12 protein-coding genes and 3 pseudogenes are annotated in these 19,183 nt (G+C 70.5%); 10 read left to right on the forward strand and 5 right to left on the reverse strand.

Annotation, left to right across the window (positions count from 1 at the left end):
- Window positions 1-5 precede the first annotated feature (5 nt).
- The 7 genes and pseudogenes from LNW71_RS03515 to LNW71_RS03545 all read left to right on the forward strand — a co-directional run bounded on the left by LNW71_RS03515 (window position 6) and on the right by LNW71_RS03545 (window position 8,654).
- A complete protein-coding gene (locus tag LNW71_RS03515; RefSeq protein ID WP_250966871.1) occupies window positions 6-995 on the forward strand; it encodes a carbohydrate ABC transporter permease in 990 nt (329 codons plus the stop codon).
- Window positions 992-1,831, forward strand: a complete 840-nt coding sequence (locus LNW71_RS03520; RefSeq protein ID WP_250966872.1) for a carbohydrate ABC transporter permease — start codon at window positions 992-994, stop codon at window positions 1,829-1,831. The genes LNW71_RS03515 and LNW71_RS03520 overlap by 4 nt, the downstream gene beginning before the upstream one ends.
- A 30-nt stretch (window positions 1,832-1,861) precedes the next feature.
- Window positions 1,862-3,456, forward strand: a pseudogene (locus LNW71_RS03525) (beta-N-acetylhexosaminidase).
- A gap of 54 nt (window positions 3,457-3,510) precedes the next feature.
- Window positions 3,511-4,944 (forward strand): cellulose binding domain-containing protein, encoded by a 1,434-nt coding sequence (locus tag LNW71_RS03530; protein ID WP_250966873.1) that lies wholly within the window; start codon window positions 3,511-3,513, stop codon window positions 4,942-4,944.
- A gap of 207 nt (window positions 4,945-5,151) precedes the next feature.
- Entirely contained in the window at window positions 5,152-5,991 is an 840-nt protein-coding gene (locus tag LNW71_RS03535; RefSeq protein ID WP_250966874.1) for a TIM barrel protein, read from the forward strand.
- A gap of 47 nt (window positions 5,992-6,038) precedes the next feature.
- On the forward strand, window positions 6,039-6,938 hold the full coding sequence (locus LNW71_RS03540; RefSeq protein ID WP_250966875.1) for a 2-hydroxy-3-oxopropionate reductase: 900 nt from the start codon (window positions 6,039-6,041) through the stop codon (window positions 6,936-6,938).
- A gap of 258 nt (window positions 6,939-7,196) precedes the next feature.
- On the forward strand, window positions 7,197-8,654 hold the full coding sequence (locus tag LNW71_RS03545; protein ID WP_250966876.1) for a catalase: 1,458 nt from the start codon (window positions 7,197-7,199) through the stop codon (window positions 8,652-8,654).
- 652 nt (window positions 8,655-9,306) lie between these two features.
- Here LNW71_RS03545 and gcl read toward each other — a convergent pair.
- Window positions 9,307-11,082 carry a glyoxylate carboligase gene (gcl, locus tag LNW71_RS03550; RefSeq protein ID WP_250966877.1) on the reverse strand — a complete coding sequence of 592 codons (1,776 nt, stop codon included), beginning with the start codon at window positions 11,080-11,082 and terminating at the stop codon, window positions 9,307-9,309.
- A gap of 331 nt (window positions 11,083-11,413) precedes the next feature.
- Here gcl and LNW71_RS03555 point away from each other — a divergent pair.
- The 3 genes and pseudogenes from LNW71_RS03555 to LNW71_RS03565 all read left to right on the forward strand — a co-directional run bounded on the left by LNW71_RS03555 (window position 11,414) and on the right by LNW71_RS03565 (window position 13,839).
- Window positions 11,414-12,126 (forward strand): annotated as a pseudogene (locus LNW71_RS03555) (hypothetical protein).
- Window positions 12,127-12,447: 321 nt separating this feature from the next.
- Entirely contained in the window at window positions 12,448-12,681 is a 234-nt protein-coding gene (locus tag LNW71_RS03560; RefSeq protein ID WP_250966878.1) for a hypothetical protein, read from the forward strand.
- A 66-nt stretch (window positions 12,682-12,747) separates the two neighbouring features.
- Window positions 12,748-13,839, forward strand: coding sequence for a LacI family DNA-binding transcriptional regulator (locus LNW71_RS03565; protein ID WP_250966879.1), 1,092 nt, complete (start codon window positions 12,748-12,750; stop codon window positions 13,837-13,839).
- Window positions 13,840-13,875: 36 nt separating this feature from the next.
- On the opposite strand, the pseudogene LNW71_RS03570 reads toward LNW71_RS03565, so the two are convergent.
- From LNW71_RS03570 to LNW71_RS03585, 4 genes and pseudogenes are all read right to left on the reverse strand, one after another.
- Window positions 13,876-14,804 (reverse strand): annotated as a pseudogene (locus LNW71_RS03570) (carbohydrate ABC transporter permease).
- Between the two features lie 2 nt (window positions 14,805-14,806).
- The gene (locus tag LNW71_RS03575) at window positions 14,807-15,721 is read right to left on the reverse strand and encodes a carbohydrate ABC transporter permease (RefSeq protein WP_250966880.1); all 915 of its coding nucleotides are present in this window, start codon (window positions 15,719-15,721) and stop codon (window positions 14,807-14,809) included.
- A 24-nt stretch (window positions 15,722-15,745) separates the two neighbouring features.
- Window positions 15,746-17,065 carry an extracellular solute-binding protein gene (locus LNW71_RS03580; protein WP_250966881.1) on the reverse strand — a complete coding sequence of 440 codons (1,320 nt, stop codon included), beginning with the start codon at window positions 17,063-17,065 and terminating at the stop codon, window positions 15,746-15,748.
- Window positions 17,062-18,945: a glycoside hydrolase family 2 protein gene (locus LNW71_RS03585; protein WP_250966882.1), complete on the reverse strand. Its 1,884-nt coding sequence runs from the start codon at window positions 18,943-18,945 to the stop codon at window positions 17,062-17,064. The genes LNW71_RS03580 and LNW71_RS03585 overlap by 4 nt, the downstream gene beginning before the upstream one ends.
- Window positions 18,946-19,183 lie beyond the last annotated feature (238 nt).

Below are 19,183 nucleotides of genomic sequence, written 5' to 3' on the forward strand. Positions count from 1 at the left end.
GTGCCGTGCCGGTCATCCGGGAACGGACCGCACCCCCCAGCCCCGTGCGCCGGCCACCCCGGACCGCCGTCACCGCCGGACGGCCGCGCCGCCGGCGGTCCGGGGAGCCGCGCGGCCTGTGGCCGTACGTCCTGATCGCACCGGCGGTCGGCGGGATGCTCTACCTGCTGCTCTACCCGCTCCTGCGGGCCGTGCTGATCTCGCTCCAGGACTTCCGGCTGCGCCAGCTGATCATGGGCGACGCCGAGTTCGTCGGGCTGCGGAACTACCGGACGCTGCTGTCCGACCCGCGGTTCTGGGAGGTGGTCCGGCGCACCTTCCTGTTCATGGCGGTCAACGTCGTCCTGATCATGGTGATCGCGACGCTGGTCGCGCTGATGACCGAGCGGCTCGGCAGGTTCGGGCGTACGACGGTGCTCAGTGCGCTCGTGCTCGCCTGGGCGATGCCGGTGGTCGCGGCCACCACGGTCTTCCAGTGGCTGTTCCACTCGGAGTTCGGCATCGTCAACCGGCTGCTGACCGAGGCCGGCTTCTCCTCGTTCGACCGCTATCCATGGTTCGCGCACGGCACCGCGGCCTTCTCGATCCTGGTCCTGCTGATCGTCTGGCAGTCGGTGCCGTTCGCGGCGATCACCGTGTACTCGGCGCTCACCACCGTCCCGGCCGAGCTGTACGAGTCGGCCCGGCTGGACGGTGCGTCCGGCTCCCGGATCTTCCGCTCGGTCACTTTCCCGATGCTCCGGCCGATCTTCCTGCTGGTCTTCTCCCTCGAAGTCATCTGGACGTTCAAGGCGTTCGTCCAGATCTGGGTGATGACCCGCGGCGGTCCGGGGGACGCCACCACGATCCTGCCCGTGTACGCCGTGCAGACCGCACTCGCCGGACAGCGCTACGACCTGGGCTCGGCCGCCTCGATGGTCACGGTGGTCCTGATGTCCGGGGTGCTCGTCCTCTACTTCCGCCAGATGTTCCGTCAGGAGGACGAATCCCGATGAGCCTGCTGCGCCCGCGGCTCCGGCGGATCCCGCTGAACGCCGCCGCCGTACTGACCGTCCTGGTCTGTCTGTTCCCCGTCTACTGGATGATCTCGACGGCGTTCAAACCGTCCCGTGACATCCAGTCCGCCGACCCGAAGCTCTTCCCCCGCACCTGGACGCTCGACCACTTCCGCACGGCCGTGCAGGCCGACGGGTTCGAGCTGTTCTGGCGCAACAGCCTCCTGGTGACGCTCAGCTCGATCCTGCTGGCCCTGCTGGTCGCCATCGGCTCGGCGTACGCCGTGGCCAGGATGCGGTGGAAGGGGCGGCGGCAGTTCATGCTCATGGTCTTCATCGCCCAGATGGCGCCCTGGGAGTCGTTGATCATCCCGTTCTACATCATCTCCCGCGACACGGACATGCTGGACCGGCTGCCGACGCTCACCCTCGTCTACTTCATGGTCACGCTGCCGTTCTCGATCGTGGTGCTGCGCGGCTTCATCGCCACCATTCCGCCAGAACTGGAGGAGGCCGCGCAGGTCGACGGGTGCACCCGGACCGGCGCCTTCCGACGGGTGGCGCTGCCGCTGCTCGCACCGGGGCTGATGGCGACCTCGCTGTTCGGCTTCATCACCGCGTGGAACGAGTTCGCGTACGCCAACTTCCTGATCATCAAGCACCAGGACAGCCGCACGCTGCCGGTCTGGCTGTCGTCCTTCCAGAACACCTTCGGCACCGACTGGGGCGCCACCATGGCCGCCTCGACCCTCTTCGCCCTGCCCGCGCTGGTGGTCTTCCTGGTGCTCCAGCGCCGTGTCACCTCCGGCTTCGCGGCCGGCGCCGTCAAGGGCTGACCGCCCGAGATCCGAAACCGGAGGCCACCCGTGCCCGCATCACGCCCCGAACTCTCGCTCGTCCCCCGCCCCGCAAGGTCTCGACCCGGCCCGGCCGCTTCACCCTCGACCAGCACACCGCCGTACGGGCCTACCCCGGGGCGGAGGGCGCCGCCGACCTGTTGCGCACCCTGCTCACGCCCGCCACCGGGCTGCCGCTCAGGCCCTGCGGCACCGGCCGGATCGTGCTGGCCCTCGACCCGCAGCTGGGCGGTCTCGGCGAGGAGGGCTACGGGCTCACCATCGGCCCGGACACCCTGTTGCTGCGTGCCGCGCGCCTCCCCGGCCTGCTCTGCGGCGTCCAGACGATCCGTCAGCTGCTGCCGGCCGAGGCCCTGTCGGGCACGGCGCGGCGGGACGCGCCGTGGACGCTGCCCTGCGTCGAGATCAGCGACGTCCCCGCGCACCCCTGGCGAGGCACCATGCTGGATGTCGCCCGGCACTTCCAGCCGGTCTCCTACCTGCGGCGTTACGTGGACCTGATGGCGCTGCACAAGCTCAACACCCTCCACCTGCACCTCACCGACGACCAGGGCTGGCGGATGCCGGTCGCCGCCTACCCGAGACTCACCGGGATCGGCGGCCACCGCACGCAGTCGATGTCCGGACCGCCGGGAAGCGGCCCGGAGACGTACGACGGGATTCCGCACTCGGGGGCGTACACCCGGCAGGAACTGCGGGACCTGGTCCGCCACGCGGCGGCGCGCGGGGTGCGGATCGTGCCCGAGGTCGAGATGCCCGGCCATGTGCGCGCGGCTCTCGCCGCCCATCCCGAGCTGGGCAACGATCCCTCCCGGCGGCTGGACGTGTGGACCCGCTGGGGCGTCTGCGACACGATCTTCGGCGTCCACGAGGGGGTCTTCGACTTCTGCCGGACGGTGCTGGAGGAGGTCATGGACGTCTTTCCGTCCCCCTACATCCACATCGGTGGCGAGGAGTGCCCGACCACCGAATGGGAGACCAGCCCCGCGGCGGTGGCCAAGGCCGCTGCCGAGGGACTGCCCGACGCGGCGGCGCTGCACGGCTGGTTCATGGGCCGGATCGGATCGTTCCTGGCGGAACAGGGCCGGCGACCCATCGGCTGGGCCGAGACCGGCTCCGAACTCCCCCTCGAATTCACGGTGATGACCTGGCGGGACCCGGTCCATGCGCGGGCAGCCGCCCGCCGCGGCCACCAGGTGGTCACCGCGCACCACCGGGCCACGTACCTCGACTACGCCCAGTCGGCGGACTCCGGCGAACCGCCCGCGCAGCCGGGCCCCCTGGTGGACCTGCGGGCGGTGCACGGTCACCGGCCGGTGCCGGACGACTGGGAGCCGGCCGAGGCGGACCGGATCCTGGGCACCCAGGCCCAGTTGTGGACCGAGTACGCGAGCACGCCGGAGCGGATCGAGTACCTGACCTACCCGCGGCTGTGCGCCCTCGCGGACCGCGCCTGGTCCGGCAGCCGGAGCGACTGGGGCGGGTTCCGCTCCCGCCTCGGCGGCCACACCGCACGGCTGGACGCCCTCGGCGTGCGCTACCGCCCCCTGACCCCGGAGCCGTTCACGACCGCCTCCACCGCAGGAACAGCGCCATCCCGCTAGCGAGACATCCCCCGGCACCACTCCCCCACGACCGTTCCGGAGAGGAACAGGTTCATGAAATCACTCGCGAAGAGCCGGATCCGTGCGGCGGCCGCTGCCGCCACCACCCTGGTACTCGGCTGCGCCGCGCTCGCCGCCGTACCGTCCACGGCGAGCGCCGCCGCCGGCACGCTCGCCGTGCAGTACCGCACGAGCGCGGCGGGGGCCACCGCCGACCAGAGCGAACCCTGGCTGAAGGTGCGCAACACCGGCGGCGAAGCCGTACGGCTCAGCGACGTCAAGATCCGCTACTACTTCAAGGGCGAGGCGGCGGGCGAGGCGTACCGGTTCGCCTGCTCCTGGGCGGTGAAGGGCTGCGCGAACATCACCGGGACCTTCGGCACGCTCGCCTCACCCACCGCAACCGCCGACCGGTATCTGGAGATCGGTTTCACCGCCGGGGCGGGATCGCTCGCCCCCGGCGCCGACACCGGTGACATGCAGTTGCGCTTCTACCGGTCGAACTGGCAGCCGCTGCTGCAGAGCGACGACTACTCCTTCGCGGCCGGGCGCAGCACGTACGGCGACTGGTCGAAGGTGACCGCGCAGCTCGGCGGCGCGACGGTCTGGGGAGAGGCCCCGCAGGGCAACGACCCGACCGATCCCACGGACCCGACGGACCCCACGGATCCGCCGGACGGGGCACCCACGCTGTTCGACGACTTCAACTACAGCGGTCACACCGACCCGCAGATCGCCGCCCACGGCTGGAACGTCCGCTCCAACTCCGGCGGTCCGGGCGTACCCGGCGCCACCTGGGCCCCGGAGAACGTCACCTTCGCCACCCAGAACGGCAATTCGGTGATGAACCTGGAGACGTCGACCGCGGGCAGCGGTGAGTCGACGAAGCAGACCGAGGTGCTGACCAAGTCGATGAAGTTCCGGAACGGGACCTACGCGGCGCGGGTGAAGTTCAGCGACGCGCCCGTCTCCGGTCCCGACGGCGACCATCTCGTGCAGACCTTCTTCACCATCAACGACCTCAAGGCGCCGATGGCGGACGACTACGCGGAGTACGACTTCGAGTACCTGCCGAACGGCGGCTGGGGCGAGAGCGGCAACATCCTCTACACGACCTCGTGGGAGACCTACCGGCCCGATCCCTGGGAGGCGGTCAACCAGCACAGCGAGGCCCGGCAGAGCTATGCCGGCTGGCACGACCTGGTCGTGACCATCGACGACAGCGCGATCACGTACTACATCGACGGCCAGGTGTTCGGCACGCACGGAGCGGCGTATCTGCCGGAGCGGACGATGTCGATCAACTTCAACCAGTGGCTGATCGATCTGGCAGGTCAGACGAGCACGACACCCCGCGCGTACGACCAGCAGGTGGACTACGTCCTGCACGTGAAGGACCAGGTCCTCACCCCCGCGCAGGTGACTGCCCGGGTGAGCGCCTACCGGGCGGCGGGGACGGCCTTCCAGGACACGGTGCCCGCCGGGTAGTGCCGTGAGGGACGGCGGGAGGCGGGGCGGAGCGGCCGCAAGGCGTCCGCCCCGCCTTCCGTGTGTCCGCGGGCGCTCCGGGCCGGTCGTGACCGCCCGTGACCGGCCGAATTCCGGGCACCCCCTTGACATCCCACCCACCCGCCGGGCAATCTTCCGTTAAGCAGAAACTAACTTCCGCAATACGGAAGGAGCGCCGAAACCCTCATGGGCTACCCGGACCAGCGCTTCGATGTAAACCTTTCGATCCTCTACACGGAACTCCCGCTCCTGGAGCGACCCGCGGCAGCAGCCGCGGCAGGCTTCACGGCGGTCGAGCTGTGGTGGCCTTGGGTCGAGACCCCCACCCCTGCGCAGGCAGAGCTCGACGCCCTCAAGAAGGCGCTCGACGACGCCGGCACCCAGCTGGTGGGGCTGAACTTCTACGCCGGACAGCTGCCCGGCCCGGACCGCGGGGCACTCTCCGTGCCCGGCACGGAGTCGGACCGCTTCCGCGCCAACATCGACGTGGCGGCCGACTTCGCCGCCTCGGTGGGCTGCAAGGCGCTCAACGCGCTCTACGGCAACCGCGTCGACGGCGTGGACCCCGCGGTGCAGGACGAGCTCGCCCTGGAGAACCTGGTCGTCGCCGCCCGCGCGGCCGACCGGGTCGGGGCGATCCTGCTGATCGAGACCCTGAACGCGCCGGAGTCGCCGCGCTACCCGCTGGTGAGCGCACCGGCCGGTATCGAGGTCGTCGACCGGATCAACGCGGCGACGGGACTCGGCAACGCGAAGTTCCTCCTCGACCTGTACCACCTGTCGATGAACGGCGAGGACCTCAGTCAGGTCATCGCCGCATACGCCGACAAGACAGGTCACGTCCAGATCGCGGACAACCCCGGACGCGGCGCACCCGGCACCGGCTCGCTCCCGCTGGAGCAGCTCCTCGACGAGCTGACCAAGGCCGGTTACGACGGCTGGGTCGGCCTGGAGTACAAGCCGGGCGACCGGCCGAGCGCCGAGTCCTTCGAGTGGCTTCCGGCCACCGCGCGGGCCGCCCGCTGAGGGCGGCGGACTCCCCCTCGTACACACGCTTATCGGAAGGCACCCTCATGAGCAACAACCTCCCCAAGGTTGCGTGGATCGGTCTCGGCATCATGGGCTCGCCCATGTCCGAGAACCTGATCAAGGCCGGTTACGACGTCACCGGCTACACCCTGGAGCAGGACAAGGTCGACCGGCTGGTCGCGGCCGGCGGCACCGGCGCGTCCTCGATCGCGGAGGCGGTGAAGGACGCCGACGTGATCGTGACGATGGTGCCCGCCTCCCCGCAGGTCGAGGCCATCGCGTACGGCTCCGAGGGCATCCTGGAGAACGCCAAGCGCGGCGCGCTGCTGGTCGACATGTCCTCGATCACCCCGCAGACCTCCGTCGACCTGGCCAAGAACGCCCAGGACAAGGGCATCCGGGTACTGGACGCCCCCGTGTCCGGCGGCGAGGCCGGCGCCATCGAGGCCGTGCTGTCCATCATGGTCGGCGGCGAGCAGGCCGACTTCGACGCCGCCAAGCCGGTGCTCGACGCACTGGGCAAGACCATCGTGCTCTGCGGTCCGCACGGCTCCGGCCAGACGGTGAAGGCCGCCAACCAGCTGATCGTCGCGGTCAACATCCAGGCCTGCGCCGAGGCCGTCGTCTTCCTGGAGAAGTCCGGGGTCGACCTCGCCGCCGCGCTCGACGTCCTCAACGGCGGACTGGCCGGCTCGACCGTGCTGACCCGCAAGAAGAACAACTTCCTGAACCGGGACTTCGCCCCGGGCTTCCGGATCGACCTGCACCACAAGGACATGGGCATCGTCACGGACGCCGCCCGCAATGTCGGTGCCGCGCTGCCCGTCGGCGGCGTGGTCGCCCAGCTCGTCGCCTCGCTGCGTGCGCAGGGTGACGGCGGCTTGGACCACTCGGCGCTGCTGCGCTCGGTCGAGCGCCTGTCCGGCCAGCCCGTCAAGGACTGATCCGATGCGGCCGGGCCCCACCGCGGGCCCGGCCGGCACCACCTCCGCCGGGTGCCCACACCCCGGCCCCACAGACTTCCGGACGGCGTCGGCGCTGACACCTGTCCTGTCGCGCCCAGGCGTCGACGCCGTCCGGAACACCTCTTCACCACGAATTTCAACAAACTGTTGACGTCGGGTTCGGGGCGTACTTACGCTCCTGGAGCCAAAGGGACGTGGCAGTTCAGCAGCTCCAGTACGGAAGGTCGCCCCGACACCATGACGCAGCGTGTGCTTACGACCGAGTCAGGCGCCCCGGTCGCCGACAACCAGAATTCCGCCACCGCCGGCGTCGGTGGCCCGATCCTCCTCCAGGACGGTCACCTCCTGGAGAAGCTCGCCCGTTTCAACCGGGAGCGCATCCCGGAGCGCGTGGTGCACGCCCGGGGCTCCGGCGCGCACGGCTACTTCGAGGTGACCGACGACGTCACGGGCTTCACCCGCGCCGACTTCCTCTCCGAGGTGGGCCGCCGCACCGAGACGTTCATCCGGTTCTCCACGGTCGCCGACTCGCTCGGCGGCGCGGACGCGGTACGTGACCCGCGCGGCTTCGCCCTCAAGTTCTACACGGACGAGGGCAACTACGACCTGGTCGGCAACAACACCCCGGTGTTCTTCATCAAGGACCCGATCAAGTTCCCCGACTTCATCCACTCGCAGAAGCGCGACCCGTTCACGGGCCGTCAGGAGCCGGACAACGTCTGGGACTTCTGGGCGCACGCCCCCGAGGCGACGCACCAGGTCACCTGGCTGATGGGCGACCGCGGCATCCCCGCCTCGTACCGCCACATGAACGGCTACGGCTCGCACACCTACCAGTGGACGAACGCCGCGGGCGAGGCCTTCTTCGTCAAGTACCACTTCAAGACGAACCAGGGCGTGCGCTCGCTCTCCGCCGACCAGGCCGCCGAGCTCGTCGGCAAGGACGCCAGCTCGCACCAGACGGACCTGCTGCAGTCGATCGAGCGCGGCATGAACCCGTCCTGGACGCTGCACGTGCAGGTCATGCCGGCCGCCGAGGCCGCGGACTACCGGTTCAACCCGTTCGACCTGACCAAGGTGTGGCCGCACAGCGACTACCCGCTGCAGCGGGTGGGCCGGCTCGTCCTGGACCGCAACCCGGACAACGTCTTCGCCGAGGTCGAGCAGGCCGCGTTCTCCCCGAACAACTTCGTGCCCGGCATCGGTCCGTCCCCGGACAAGATGCTGCAGGGCCGGCTGTTCGCCTACGCGGACGCGCACCGCTACCGGCTGGGCGTCAACCACACCCAGCTGCCGGTGAACGCGCCGCGCACGGCCGTCGTCGACAACTACGGCCGCGACGGTCTGCACGCCACGCGCTACGGTGCGCGGCACGACAAGAACTACGAGCCCAACTCGTACGCCGGTCCGTCCCAGACGGACGAGGCCTTCTCCGCACCGCTGCCCGTCCAGGGCTGGACCGGGACGCACGAGGCGCCCGCCCACACCAAGGACGACGACTTCTTCCAGGCGGGCGAGCTGTACCGGCTGATGTCGGACGAGGAGCAGGGCCGGCTGATCGCCAACATCGCAGGCGGCCTGTCGCAGGTCACCCGGGACGACGTGATCGAGAAGAACCTCGCCCACTTCCACGCCGCGGATGCCGAGTACGGCAAGCGCGTGGAGGAGGCCGTCCGCGCCCTGCGCGAGGACTGAGCCTCCCACCAAGCCCTGCTCGCACCGCCGTGCCCGCCCGGATGAGGGGTCGCACGGAGGCGCGGGCAGGACGAGGCCGCGGCGGTTGTGCGATGCCAGTGCGGTGGTGTGGGCGGGGTCCCGTCTCCTGACCTGAAGGAGCCGGGGCCGTCCGCCCCCTCGCGCGCCGCCGCGGCCCCTGTCATTCCCTGAACCAGGGCGTGGAGTACGGATACGTTCCCGTACCCCACGCCCTTTTTCGCGCGCCCGGACGCGGGGGTCCTCAATCGCCGGACGGGCTGGGTGGGGGGTTCCGGCGCGGCCCGCACGTTGATTCGGAGCCTCCGCCTCGACGGTTCCGTCCTCAATCGCCGGACGGGCTGGAGTGGCCGGTCGGCAAAATCCAGCCCGTCCGGCGATTGAGGACATCGGTTCAGCCCGTCGGCGTTTGAGAACGTCCGTTCAGCCCGTCCGGCGCTTGAGGACATCGGTTCAGCCCGTCCGGCGCTTGAGGACATCGGTTCAGCCCGTCCGGCGCTTGAGGACACGGCACGGGCCGTCCGGCGCTTGAGGGCACGGCACGGGCCACACGTCGCGCACGGCCTCGCGGCACACGACCGCGGCCCCCGCCCCCCGGTGAGCGGGGAACGGGGGCCGCAGGGCCTCGCTCGGGTCAGGCGGTCGTGAGGGGGCGGATCGCCGTCGGCGCGTGGCCCGGCTCCGACGCGATGTCCTCGAACTCGTTGACCGACGCGATGTCCGAACCGCTCATCGAGATGTTCGTGACGCGCTCCAGGATCGCCTCGACCACCACCGGCACCCGGAACTCCGCCGCCAGCTTCTTGGCCTCCTCGAAGGCCGGCAGCAGCTGGTCCGGCTCGGTGACCCGGATCGCCTTGCAGCCCAGGCCCTCGACGACCTTGACGTGGTCCACGCCGTAGACGCCGAGCTCCGGGGAGTTGATGTTCTCGAACTCCAGGTTGACCTGGAAGTCGATGTCGAAGTTGCGCTGCGCCTGGCGGATCAGCCCCAGGTAGGAGTTGTTCACCAGGACGTGCACGTACGGGATGCGGTGCTGCGCACCGACCGCGAGCTCCTCCAGCATGAACTGGAAGTCGTAGTCGCCGGAGAGCGCGACGACGGAGCCCTCGGGGTCGGCCGTGGCGACACCCAGCGCGGCCGGGATGGTCCAGCCGAGCGGGCCCGCCTGGCCGGCGTTGATCCAGTGCCGCGGGCGGTAGACGTGCAGCATCTGCGCGCCGGCGATCTGGGAGAGGCCGATCGTGGTGACGTACCGGGTCTCCGGACCGAAGGCCCGGTTCATCTCCTCGTACACGCGCTGCGGCTTCAGCGGCACGTTGTCGAAGTGCGTGCGCCGCTGCAGGGTCGCCTTGCGCTCCTGCGTGGAGGCCGCCCACTGTGCGCGGTCCTTCAGCTTGCCGGCCGCCTTCAGCTCGCGCGCCACCTCGACGAACAGCTCCAGCGCCGCCTTGGCGTCGGAGGCGATGCCGAGGTCGGGGGCGAAGATCTTGCCCAGCTGGGTGGGCTCGATGTCGACGTGGACGAACTTCCGGCCCTTGGTGTAGACGTCCAGCTTGCCGGTGTGCCGGTTGGCCCAGCGGTTGCCGATGCCGAGGACGAAGTCGGACTCCAGGAAGGTCGCGTTGCCGTAGCGGTGCGAGGTCTGGAGGCCCACCATGCCGGCGTTCAGCTCGTGGTCGTCGGCGAGGATGCCCCAGCCCATCAGGGTGGGGACGACCGGGACGCCGGTCAGCTCGGCGAACTCCACCAGGAGATCGGACGCGTCGGCGTTCAGGATGCCGCCGCCCGCGACGAGCAGCGGCCGCTCGGAGGCGTTCAGCATCTCGACGGCCCGCTCGATCTGCTTACGGGTCGCGGCGGGCTTGTGCACCGGCAGCGGCTCGTACAGGTCGGGGTCGAACTCGATCTCCGTGAGCTGCACGTCGATCGGCAGGTCGATGAGGACCGGGCCGGGACGGCCGGTGCGCATCAGGTGGAAGGCCTGCTGGAAGACGCCGGGGACCTGCGCGGCCTCCAGGACGGTGGTGGCCGCCTTGGTGACCGGCTTGGCGATCGACGCGATGTCGACGGCCTGGAAGTCCTCCTTGTGGAGGGCCGCGGTCGGCGCCTGGCCGGTGATGCACAGGATCGGGATGGAGTCGGCGGTGGCGGAGTAGAGGCCGGTGATCATGTCGGTGCCGGCCGGTCCCGACGTACCGATGCAGACGCCGATGTTCCCCGGGGTGGCCCGGGTGTACCCCTCCGCCATGTGGGAGGCGCCCTCGACGTGGCGGGCGAGCGTGTGATGAACCCCGCCGGCGGCCTTGAGTGCGGCGTAGAAGGGGTTGATCGCCGCGCCCGGCACGCCGAACGCGTTGCTGACACCTTCGCGCTTGAGGATCTCAACTGCCGCTCGGGCAGCGGTCATACGAGGCATTGAGTGCTCCTGCTCGGACCTGGGCGGAGTCGGGCTCTGTCGCGCCACCTGAGAGCACCAATTCCGTATTACGGAAGTTTGATTCTGCTATACGGAAGCAAATCTAAAGCGCGTCCGCACAGCCGTCAAGGGAGGGGGCCTGGGGCACCCCCGGGGCAGACGGAACGGACGCGCTCGTGCGAAGTGGGCCAACTCTCTCCCCAGGAGCTCGCTCTTGGTGGAGCATGGGGGTACGGAGCGCAGTCGGCCCGGATTCCGGGGCGCTCACGGTCCGTGGGGCGGAAGGGGCCGCCCGCGGTCCGCGGGCCGGAGGGAGAACATGGTGGAGTCAGTGCCGGTGCGGTGCCCTGCCTGCCGCCGCGATCACGCGTACCTCACGCCCGTCTATCCGTGCCCGTGCGGCACCCCGACCGCCCCGCCGCTGCTGCGCGGCGCCCCCGTCACGACGATCACCCACCGCACCTGGAACGACGACTGGGTGACGGTGCGCTGCCGCGGCTGCGGGCGGCACGACCAGTGGCCGCAGCCCGAGCTGTGCTGCCCGTGCGGGCCGTGCTGCGGATCCCGGTGCGTCCGGTGACGGCTTCCGGCCGCGCCCAGGGTCACGCGTCCCGGCCGTCACACATCCCGCTGCCGCGCACCGCCGCGGCCCCGAGACCGACGTTCCGGCCGCTGACCATCCGTACCGCACGCGACGCGGTCGGCGCCGCGGCCCTGTACCTGAAGTGGCTGGGGTACCGGGATGTGGTGCAGCCCGCCGAACGCCCCTCGTCCAGGATCGACCTGCGGGCGGCCGGGCTGATCGCCCAGGTCGACTCCACCACCCGGCCGACCGCCCTGCGCGAGGTCGAATGCCTGTGGCTCAACGCGCTGAACACCTCGGTGTCCGGGGTGCTCTTCTCGCTCGCCGGCTACGCGCCCGACGCCCGTGAGCGCGCGGACGGTCTCGGCATCCCGCTGTTCGTCATGGATCTCACCGGGACCCCGCAGCCGGTGAACAGCCCGGCGGACGAGCTGGTCAGCACCGGCGCCTGAGCTCCGTCCGGGCACCGCGGCGCCGGCACCGCTCGGCATGCTGAGGCATGCGCATCCGTCCCGCCCGCCGCTCGGATCTCCCGCTGCTTCGGGCCATCGAGCGCGCCGCAGACGAACCGTTCCCGGAACTCACCGACGGCTGCGGAAGATCCGGGCCGAGGAGGCGGAACACGGCCTGGACCGGTGGCCCAGGTCTGGATACGCCGCGACGTGCCGCACCTCACAGAAACCACCCGGCCACAGTGAGTGCTATCGGTCACGTTCGAGCCAGGGGCCACAGATGTTCGGTCTGTTGTCGGTGGCGGGCTCTACAGTGGGCGCATGGTCTTAACTCCACGGCTTTCTCCACCCACGGATCCGCCGCACCCCGCACCTCCGGCGCAGCCGGCCCACCCCGCCGCCGTCGAGGCGAACGAGGCGATCCGCGCGCTCGTGGAGGCACGGGCAGGCCAGGACTGGTCCCCCGTGGAGTCCGCGGCCTACGAGGTGCTCCTGATCGAATGGGCGGCAGCGACCAAGGACAGCGCCGCGGGCGAGATCATCGAAGCCGCCTGACAGCGCGCCGGCCCCGGGTCACCGGAGCCAGGCCGCCCGGCGCGGTCCATGATCTAGCATGACGGCATGACCTCGGCACCTGTTCCCGGGAGCCCGGCCGACTGCCCCGCGCAGCGCCGCTCCGGCGGAATCCGCAGAAGCGTCGGGATGAAGGACGTGGCGGCGCTCGCCGGAGTCTCCCCCAAGACCGTCTCCAATGTGATCAACGGGGTCGTGCCGGTCGCGACCGCCACCCGTGAGCGGGTCCGTGAGGCGATCCGGCTGCTCGACTACCGGCCCAACACCAGTGCCCGCAACCTGCGTCGTGGCCGTACGGGCATGGTCGGGCTGATCCTTCCCGAACTCGACGTCCCCTACTTCGCCGAGCTGGCCCGCTGCTTCCTGGAGGCCGCCGAGGGCCGCTTCACCCTGCTCATCGAGCAGACCCTCGGCGAACGCGCGCGCGAGGAGGCGGTGCTCGACGCGCTCGGCGCGCAGGTGGTCGACGGCATCGTGCTCAGTCCGCTGAATCTCCGGGCCTCGGAGCTCGCCGTCCGGCTGCGGGACATGCCGGTCGTCCTCATCGGGGAGCGCCCCAGCGAGGGCCTCACCGATCATGTGGCGGTCGACAACGTGCGGGCGGCGCGGGACGCCGTGGAGCATCTGCTCGGCCTCGGCCGTCGCCGCGTCGCGGCCATCGGCGCACAGCCCGACGCGGGGGTGGGCACACCGCTGCTGCGTCTCACGGGATACCGGGAGGCGCTGCGCGCCGCGGGGCTCCCCGAGCAGCCGGAGCTGGAGTGCGAGACCCCCGGTTACCACCGGCAGGACGGCGCGAGCGCCATGGCGGCGCTGCTGGACGGCGGCGAGCCGTTCGACGCGGTGTTCTGCTTCAACGACGCGCTCGCGCTGGGCGCCCAGCGGGTGCTTCACGAACGGGGAATCCGCGTCCCCGAGGACGTCGCGGTGGTCGGGTTCGACGATGTGGACGAGAGCCGGTTCAGCGTGCCGAGCCTGAGCAGCGTCAGCCCCGACAAGGACGCCATCGCCCGGGAGGCGCTGTCGCTCCTGCAGCGGCGCATCGAGGATCCCGCCGCCCCGGTCCGCGAGGCCGTCATCGGTCACCGGCTGCGGGTGCGCGAGAGCACATCTGGCCGCACGGTACGCGGGGGCCGCTGAGCCGGCCCCCGCGTACCGCCGGCGCGGACGCTGCGGCTACTGCCCGCCGAGCCCCGTGGTCGCCACCGACTTCACGATCTGCCGTTGGAAGACCATGAAGACCACGACCAGCGGGATCGCGGCGAGCAGCGAGGAGGCGGCCGACTGCGCGTACTGCAGTCCGTACGAGTCCTTCACCGTGGACAGCCCCACCGGCAGGGTCATCAGATCCGGGTCGCTGGTGCTGATGAAGGGCCAGAGGAAGTTGTTCCAGGTGGTGATGAAGACGAAGATCGCGACGGCGGCGAGGATCGGCCGGGACAGCGGCAGCACGATGGTCCAGAACACCCGGAAGCCACCCGCCCCGTCGATGCGCGCCGCCTCCTCCAGTTCACGGGGGATCCCGTCGAAGAACTTCTTGAGGACGTAGACCATGGCCGGCGCGACCACCTGGGCAGGATCATCGCGGCGTAGGTGTCGGCGAGGTGCGCGGCCACCATCTGCCGGAAGAGCGGCACGATCAGGATCTGCGGCGGCACCATGATCGAGGCCAGGGTAACGGCGAGCAGCACCTTGCGCCCTCGGAAGACGGTACGGGACAGGCCGTACGCCGCCAGGGCGGAGACGGTCACGGTGATCACCGTGACCGAGACGGTCACCAGCAGGCTGTTCAGCGCCCACAGGGGCAGGTTCCCCTGGTCGAGGATCTTCCGGTACGCGTCGAGGGTGAAGCCGTGGGCGGGTATCCATCCGGTTCCCGCCGAAGCCGCGTCCGCCTCGGACTTGAAGGACGTGACCACGGCCGAGGCCAGCGGCAGCAGCCACATCACCGCGGTCACCACCAGGGCCAGGACGGCCACGGCCTTCGCCACCGGGCCGCTGCCGAGCACCTGTTGCGGTTTCGTGGTGCGGCTGCCGGCCGGGCGGGGGTACGGCCGGGGCCGAGCTTCGGCGGGACGCGGCGTCGCGAGTGTGTCGGTGGTCATGATCACGCCTCCCTGCGCGAGAAGAGCCTGAGCTGTCCGATGGAGAGAACGATCAGGATCGCGAAGAACACGTACGAGATCGCGGAGGCGTAGCCGAGCCGGTAGCCGGTGAAGCCGGTGTCGTAGATGTACTCCAGGACCGGCCGGGTCGATCCGTTCGGTCCACCCCTGGTGAGCAGGTAGATCTGGTCGAAGACCTTGAGCGAGGCGAGGACCTGGAGCACCGCGATCAGGCCGGTCGTGCGCCGCAGTTGCGGCAGGGTGATCGACCACAGCCGCCGCCAGGCACCGGCTCCGTCGATGGCCGCCGCCTCGTGGAGGTGATCGGGCACGGCCTGGAGGGCGGCCAGGTACAGCAGGAAGTTGAAGCCCACGGTCCACCAGACGGTGACCAGGACCACCGCCCACATGGCGTACTTCTCCTCGACCAGCCAGCCGATGCCGTCCAGCCCGATGCCCCTGAGCATGGAGTTGAGCAGGCCGAGGTCCGGCTGGAACAGCATCAGCCACACCTGCCACACGACAGCGACCGGAAGCAGGTACGGGGCGAAGAAGGCGAGCCGCCACAGCCATTGGCCCGGGAGGCCGGTGTGCACCAGCAGGGCCATGACCAGGGCGACGAGCACCAGCGGGACGGACGAGAGCAGGGTGAACACGGCCGTGTTGCCGAGGCTGGACCACATCTGGCTGTCCGCCAGCGCGTCCGCGTAATTGGCCATTCCGACGAAGGTGCCGCCGCCGTGCCCGGTGAGGCTGGAGTCCGTGAAGCTCATCCACAGGCCCCAGACCAGCGGGAGCACCAGGAAGAGAGCGAAGAGGACCAGGAACGGCAGGACGAAGAGGAACCCGGAGCGGCCGGTGCGCCGGCTGCCGGGGCTGCGCGCCGGACGCCGGACGGCCGAGGGAACTGTGCTCATGACAGATTTCCTTTCGTTCCCCGGTCAGGCCGGATTGGGCTGGGAGAGGAAGAACTCGATCTCGGACAGCATCTTCGTGACGGTCCGGTCGGCCGTCGCGGAGCCGGTCAGCGCGCTCTGCATGGCCTGGCACATCCGTGCCTGGAAGTCCGAACCGGCCCCGGTGAACCAGGCCGGCGGCTCCAGCGCGGGTGCCTCGGCGGCCGGGGCGTACGAGGACTGCGGGTCGAGGTCCGCGTACTGCCCGGACCTCACCACGGGGAGGTAGGCCGGGATGTGCCCGGCCCTGGCCCAGGTGAGGCTGCCCTTCAGCAGCTCGGCCGCCAGGCGGTGGGCGTTGCGGCGGCGCGCCGGGTCCGGGTCGTCCTGGTGCGGCAGGACGAACGTGTGGCTGTCGGCCTGGGTGGCGGGGCGGCCGAACAGGGTGGGGAACGGCGCGGCGCCCAGGTCAAGCGCGGACGCGCTGCGGAAGGCGGGCGTCTCCCACTCACCGGAGAAGATCATGGGTGAGCCGCCGGTCGTGAAGGCGGCGATGGCCGCGGGGTAGTCCATCGTGCGGCAGTCCGGCGCGGTGAGCTTCTTCATGAAATCCACCACCCGCACCATCGTGTCCCGGTCCACCTTCGGCTTGCGGCCGGTCAGCTCGAACTCCGCGCCCGTCTGGCTGTACAGCCCCCAGAACATGCGCCAGGACTGGGCCAGGTCGTTCGCATGGCCGAAGACAGGCCCCGCCTTCCTCGTGTCCCTGCGGAGCTTCTCGGCCGCTTCGAGGAAGTGGGCCGGGGAACCGAAATCGATCAGCTTGCCGTCGCTGTCCAGCAGCCCCGCCCGGTCCATCACCTTCCGGTCGTAGAAGACCACGAACGGGTGGGTGTCCAGCGGCACCGCGTACTGCTCGTCCTGGTAGCGCCCGAGGGCCAGCACCTTGGGGTTGATGTCGGGGGTCCGGACGCCGAACTCGGCCAGCAGGTCCATGTCCCAGGGGTCCAGGAGCCCGCCCGGCGCGTATCCCGCGAGCCGGGACAGGTGCAGGACCGCGATGTCGGGGGAGCGCCCTCCGGCGGAGGCCATCGCCAGCTTGGTGTAGTAGGCGGCGCCCCACTCCAGCACCGTGCTGCGAGGGTGCAACCCCGGCACGCGTTTCTCGGCCCCGGAGAGCATCTGCTTCATCAGGATGCCGTCGCCGCCGGAGAACAGGTTCCAGAACTCCACGTCGTCGCCCGAGGACACCGCACCGGCCACCGACCCGCAGGCGCTGAGCGCCGGGGCGAGAGCGGCCGCCGACGCGGCGAACAGGGAGCCGCGCAGCAGGCCGCGGCGGCTGAGCGGCGGGCGGCCGGTCATGCCGGCTCCCCGTCGTCCGGGACGGTGCCGGACTCGAAGGCGGCGAGCCGCTCCTGGGCGGCGCGCAGCCGGCCGGTGTCGAGCTTCTCGGAGCGGTCGAAGCGGTAGACGCCGTTCTGCTCCTGGAAGACGTCGGTGAGCTGGGTGTAGCAGTAGCCGAACATGTCCGGGTTGTCGAGGAGCACCCCCACCAGCCCGGCGAACCGTTCCTGGAAGTCCTCCTCGTCGCGCGGCCGTTGGCCGTATCCCCAGGAGCTGCGGCGGTTCTCACCGGCCGCGTGTGCCTCCTCGGGGTTCCACCAGATGCCGCCGAACTCGCTGACGAAGTAGGGCTGTCCCCGGTACGGCACCGACCAGCCGCCGCCGTGCGGCGCCTCCTGCCCGTTGACGAAGGGCTCGTCCTTGCCGAGCCCCGCCAGCTGGGCCCGGAAGGCGTCAGGCCGCTGCTCGTAGGAGTGGGAGTCGTAGACGTCGGTCTCGGGAACGCGGTGCGCGTAGCCGGAGGTGTCCAGGACCGGGCGGGAGGTGTCGGCCGCCTTGGTGGCCAGGAACATCGCCCGGGTGACGTCGTCCAGGACGGTCTGCCGGTCGTGCAGCAGCTGATGGGTCTCGTTCAGCGGGCACCAGCCGATGACCGACGGATGGGAGTAGTCGCGCTCCAGTGCCTCCAGCCACTGGGCGACGTACCCCGCGGTGGGCTGCTGGTTGTCGTAGCCGGTGCCTCCCGGGGTCTGGCATCCCCAGTCCCCGAACTCGCCCCAGACCAGGTAGCCGAGGCGGTCCGCGTGGTGGAGGAAGCGTTCCTCGAACACCTTCTGGTGCAGCCGCGCCCCGTTGAATCCGGCCGCGAGGGAGAGTTCGATGTCCCGGACCAGCGCCGCGTCGTCGGGCGCCGTCATCAGTCCGTCCGGGTACCAGCCCTGGTCCAGTACCAGCCGCTGGAAGACCGGGCTCCCGTTGAGCAGGATCCGCTTGCCGTCGATCGAGACGGACCGCAGTCCCGCGGTGCAGACCGCGCGGTCAACGGTCTCCCCGTCGGGCGCGACGATCTCCAGCAGCACCCGGTAGAGGTGCGGATCCTGCGGTGTCCAGGGCCTGTTGCGGTCCGGCGGCACGGGCAGGACCAGGCGCGGGGCGAGGTCGAGGTCGGCGCGGACGGAGGCCTGGGCCACGGTGCCCTCGTCGTCACTCAGCCGGGCGCGGACCCGGTGGCCGGGGCGGTTGGCGGAGAGCGGCAGTTCGAGGTGGAAGCAGCCGCCGGCGAGGTCGGGAGTGATCCGGGGGCGGCGCAGGTGGACGGGGGCGACGGGCTCCAGCCACACCGTCTGCCAGATGCCGGTGGTGCGGGTGTAGTGGCAGTCGCTGTTCGCGTACTCCGTGGCCTGCTTGCCACGGGCCTGCGGCCCCCGGGCGGTGTCCCGGGCCCGCACCACGATCACGGCGTCCTCGCCGGGCCGCGCCACGTCGCCGAGATCGGCGCTGAACGGGGTGAACCCGCCGCTGTGCCGGGCGACTTCGGTGCCGTTGACCCAGACGGTCGCGTCATGGTCGACGGCACCGAAGTGCAGCACCGGCCTGCGTCCCTCCCAGGAGGCGGGCACGGTGACGCTGCGGCGGTACCAGACGGCGTGCAGGAAGTCGGTGTCGCCGATGCCGGAGAGCTCCGACTCCGGGCAGAACGGCACCGTGATCCGGTCCGGGAACGGCTGCCGGACCAGGCCCCGTTCCAGTCCGCTGTCGCCGGGGTCACGGGCGAACTCCCAGGTGCCGTTGAGGTTCAGCCAGTCCTGCCGGGCGAAGGAGGGCCGGGGGTACTCGGGGCGGGGGACGGCCGGTTCGGCCGTGCGGGGGGACGGGTGGTCGTCACGCTGTCGTGGCATCGGGGCCCTCCTGGTGCTTGTGCGGAGAGACCACATGTCAGCACTCGATTACATCGATGTAAAGCCTTGGGACGAACTTTCGATCCGGCCGGGCAGATCACCCCGAGCGGATGAGGGGCAGCGGCAACAAGGGAATCAACTTTGTCTGCGCTAAGCGTTGACGTGGTGGCCGAGGATGCGTAGAAAGCTCTGTTACATCGATGTAATCGGCTGGATCGAGGGCGTCGGCCCCCATCGG

Origin of the sequence: Streptomyces sp. RKAG290, from assembly GCF_023701695.1 — a bacterium.
Classification (GTDB): Bacteria; Actinomycetota; Actinomycetes; order Streptomycetales; family Streptomycetaceae; genus Streptomyces.

Excerpts from the sequence above, each read along its gene's own strand:
- LNW71_RS03520 (WP_250966872.1), top strand. The coding sequence starts at position 992 with ATGAGCCTGCTGCGCCCGCGGCTCCGGCGGATCCCGCTGAACGCCGCC.
- LNW71_RS03530 (WP_250966873.1), top strand. The coding sequence starts at position 3,511 with ATGAAATCACTCGCGAAGAGCCGGATCCGTGCGGCGGCCGCTGCCGCC.
- LNW71_RS03535 (WP_250966874.1), top strand. The coding sequence starts at position 5,152 with ATGGGCTACCCGGACCAGCGCTTCGATGTAAACCTTTCGATCCTCTAC.
- LNW71_RS03540 (WP_250966875.1), top strand. The coding sequence starts at position 6,039 with ATGAGCAACAACCTCCCCAAGGTTGCGTGGATCGGTCTCGGCATCATG.
- LNW71_RS03545 (WP_250966876.1), top strand. The coding sequence starts at position 7,197 with ATGACGCAGCGTGTGCTTACGACCGAGTCAGGCGCCCCGGTCGCCGAC.
- gcl (WP_250966877.1), bottom strand. The coding sequence starts at position 11,082 with ATGACCGCTGCCCGAGCGGCAGTTGAGATCCTCAAGCGCGAAGGTGTC.
- LNW71_RS03560 (WP_250966878.1), top strand. The coding sequence starts at position 12,448 with ATGGTCTTAACTCCACGGCTTTCTCCACCCACGGATCCGCCGCACCCC.
- LNW71_RS03565 (WP_250966879.1), top strand. The coding sequence starts at position 12,748 with ATGACCTCGGCACCTGTTCCCGGGAGCCCGGCCGACTGCCCCGCGCAG.
- LNW71_RS03575 (WP_250966880.1), bottom strand. The coding sequence starts at position 15,721 with ATGAGCACAGTTCCCTCGGCCGTCCGGCGTCCGGCGCGCAGCCCCGGC.
- LNW71_RS03580 (WP_250966881.1), bottom strand. The coding sequence starts at position 17,065 with ATGACCGGCCGCCCGCCGCTCAGCCGCCGCGGCCTGCTGCGCGGCTCC.
- LNW71_RS03585 (WP_250966882.1), bottom strand. The coding sequence starts at position 18,945 with ATGCCACGACAGCGTGACGACCACCCGTCCCCCCGCACGGCCGAACCG.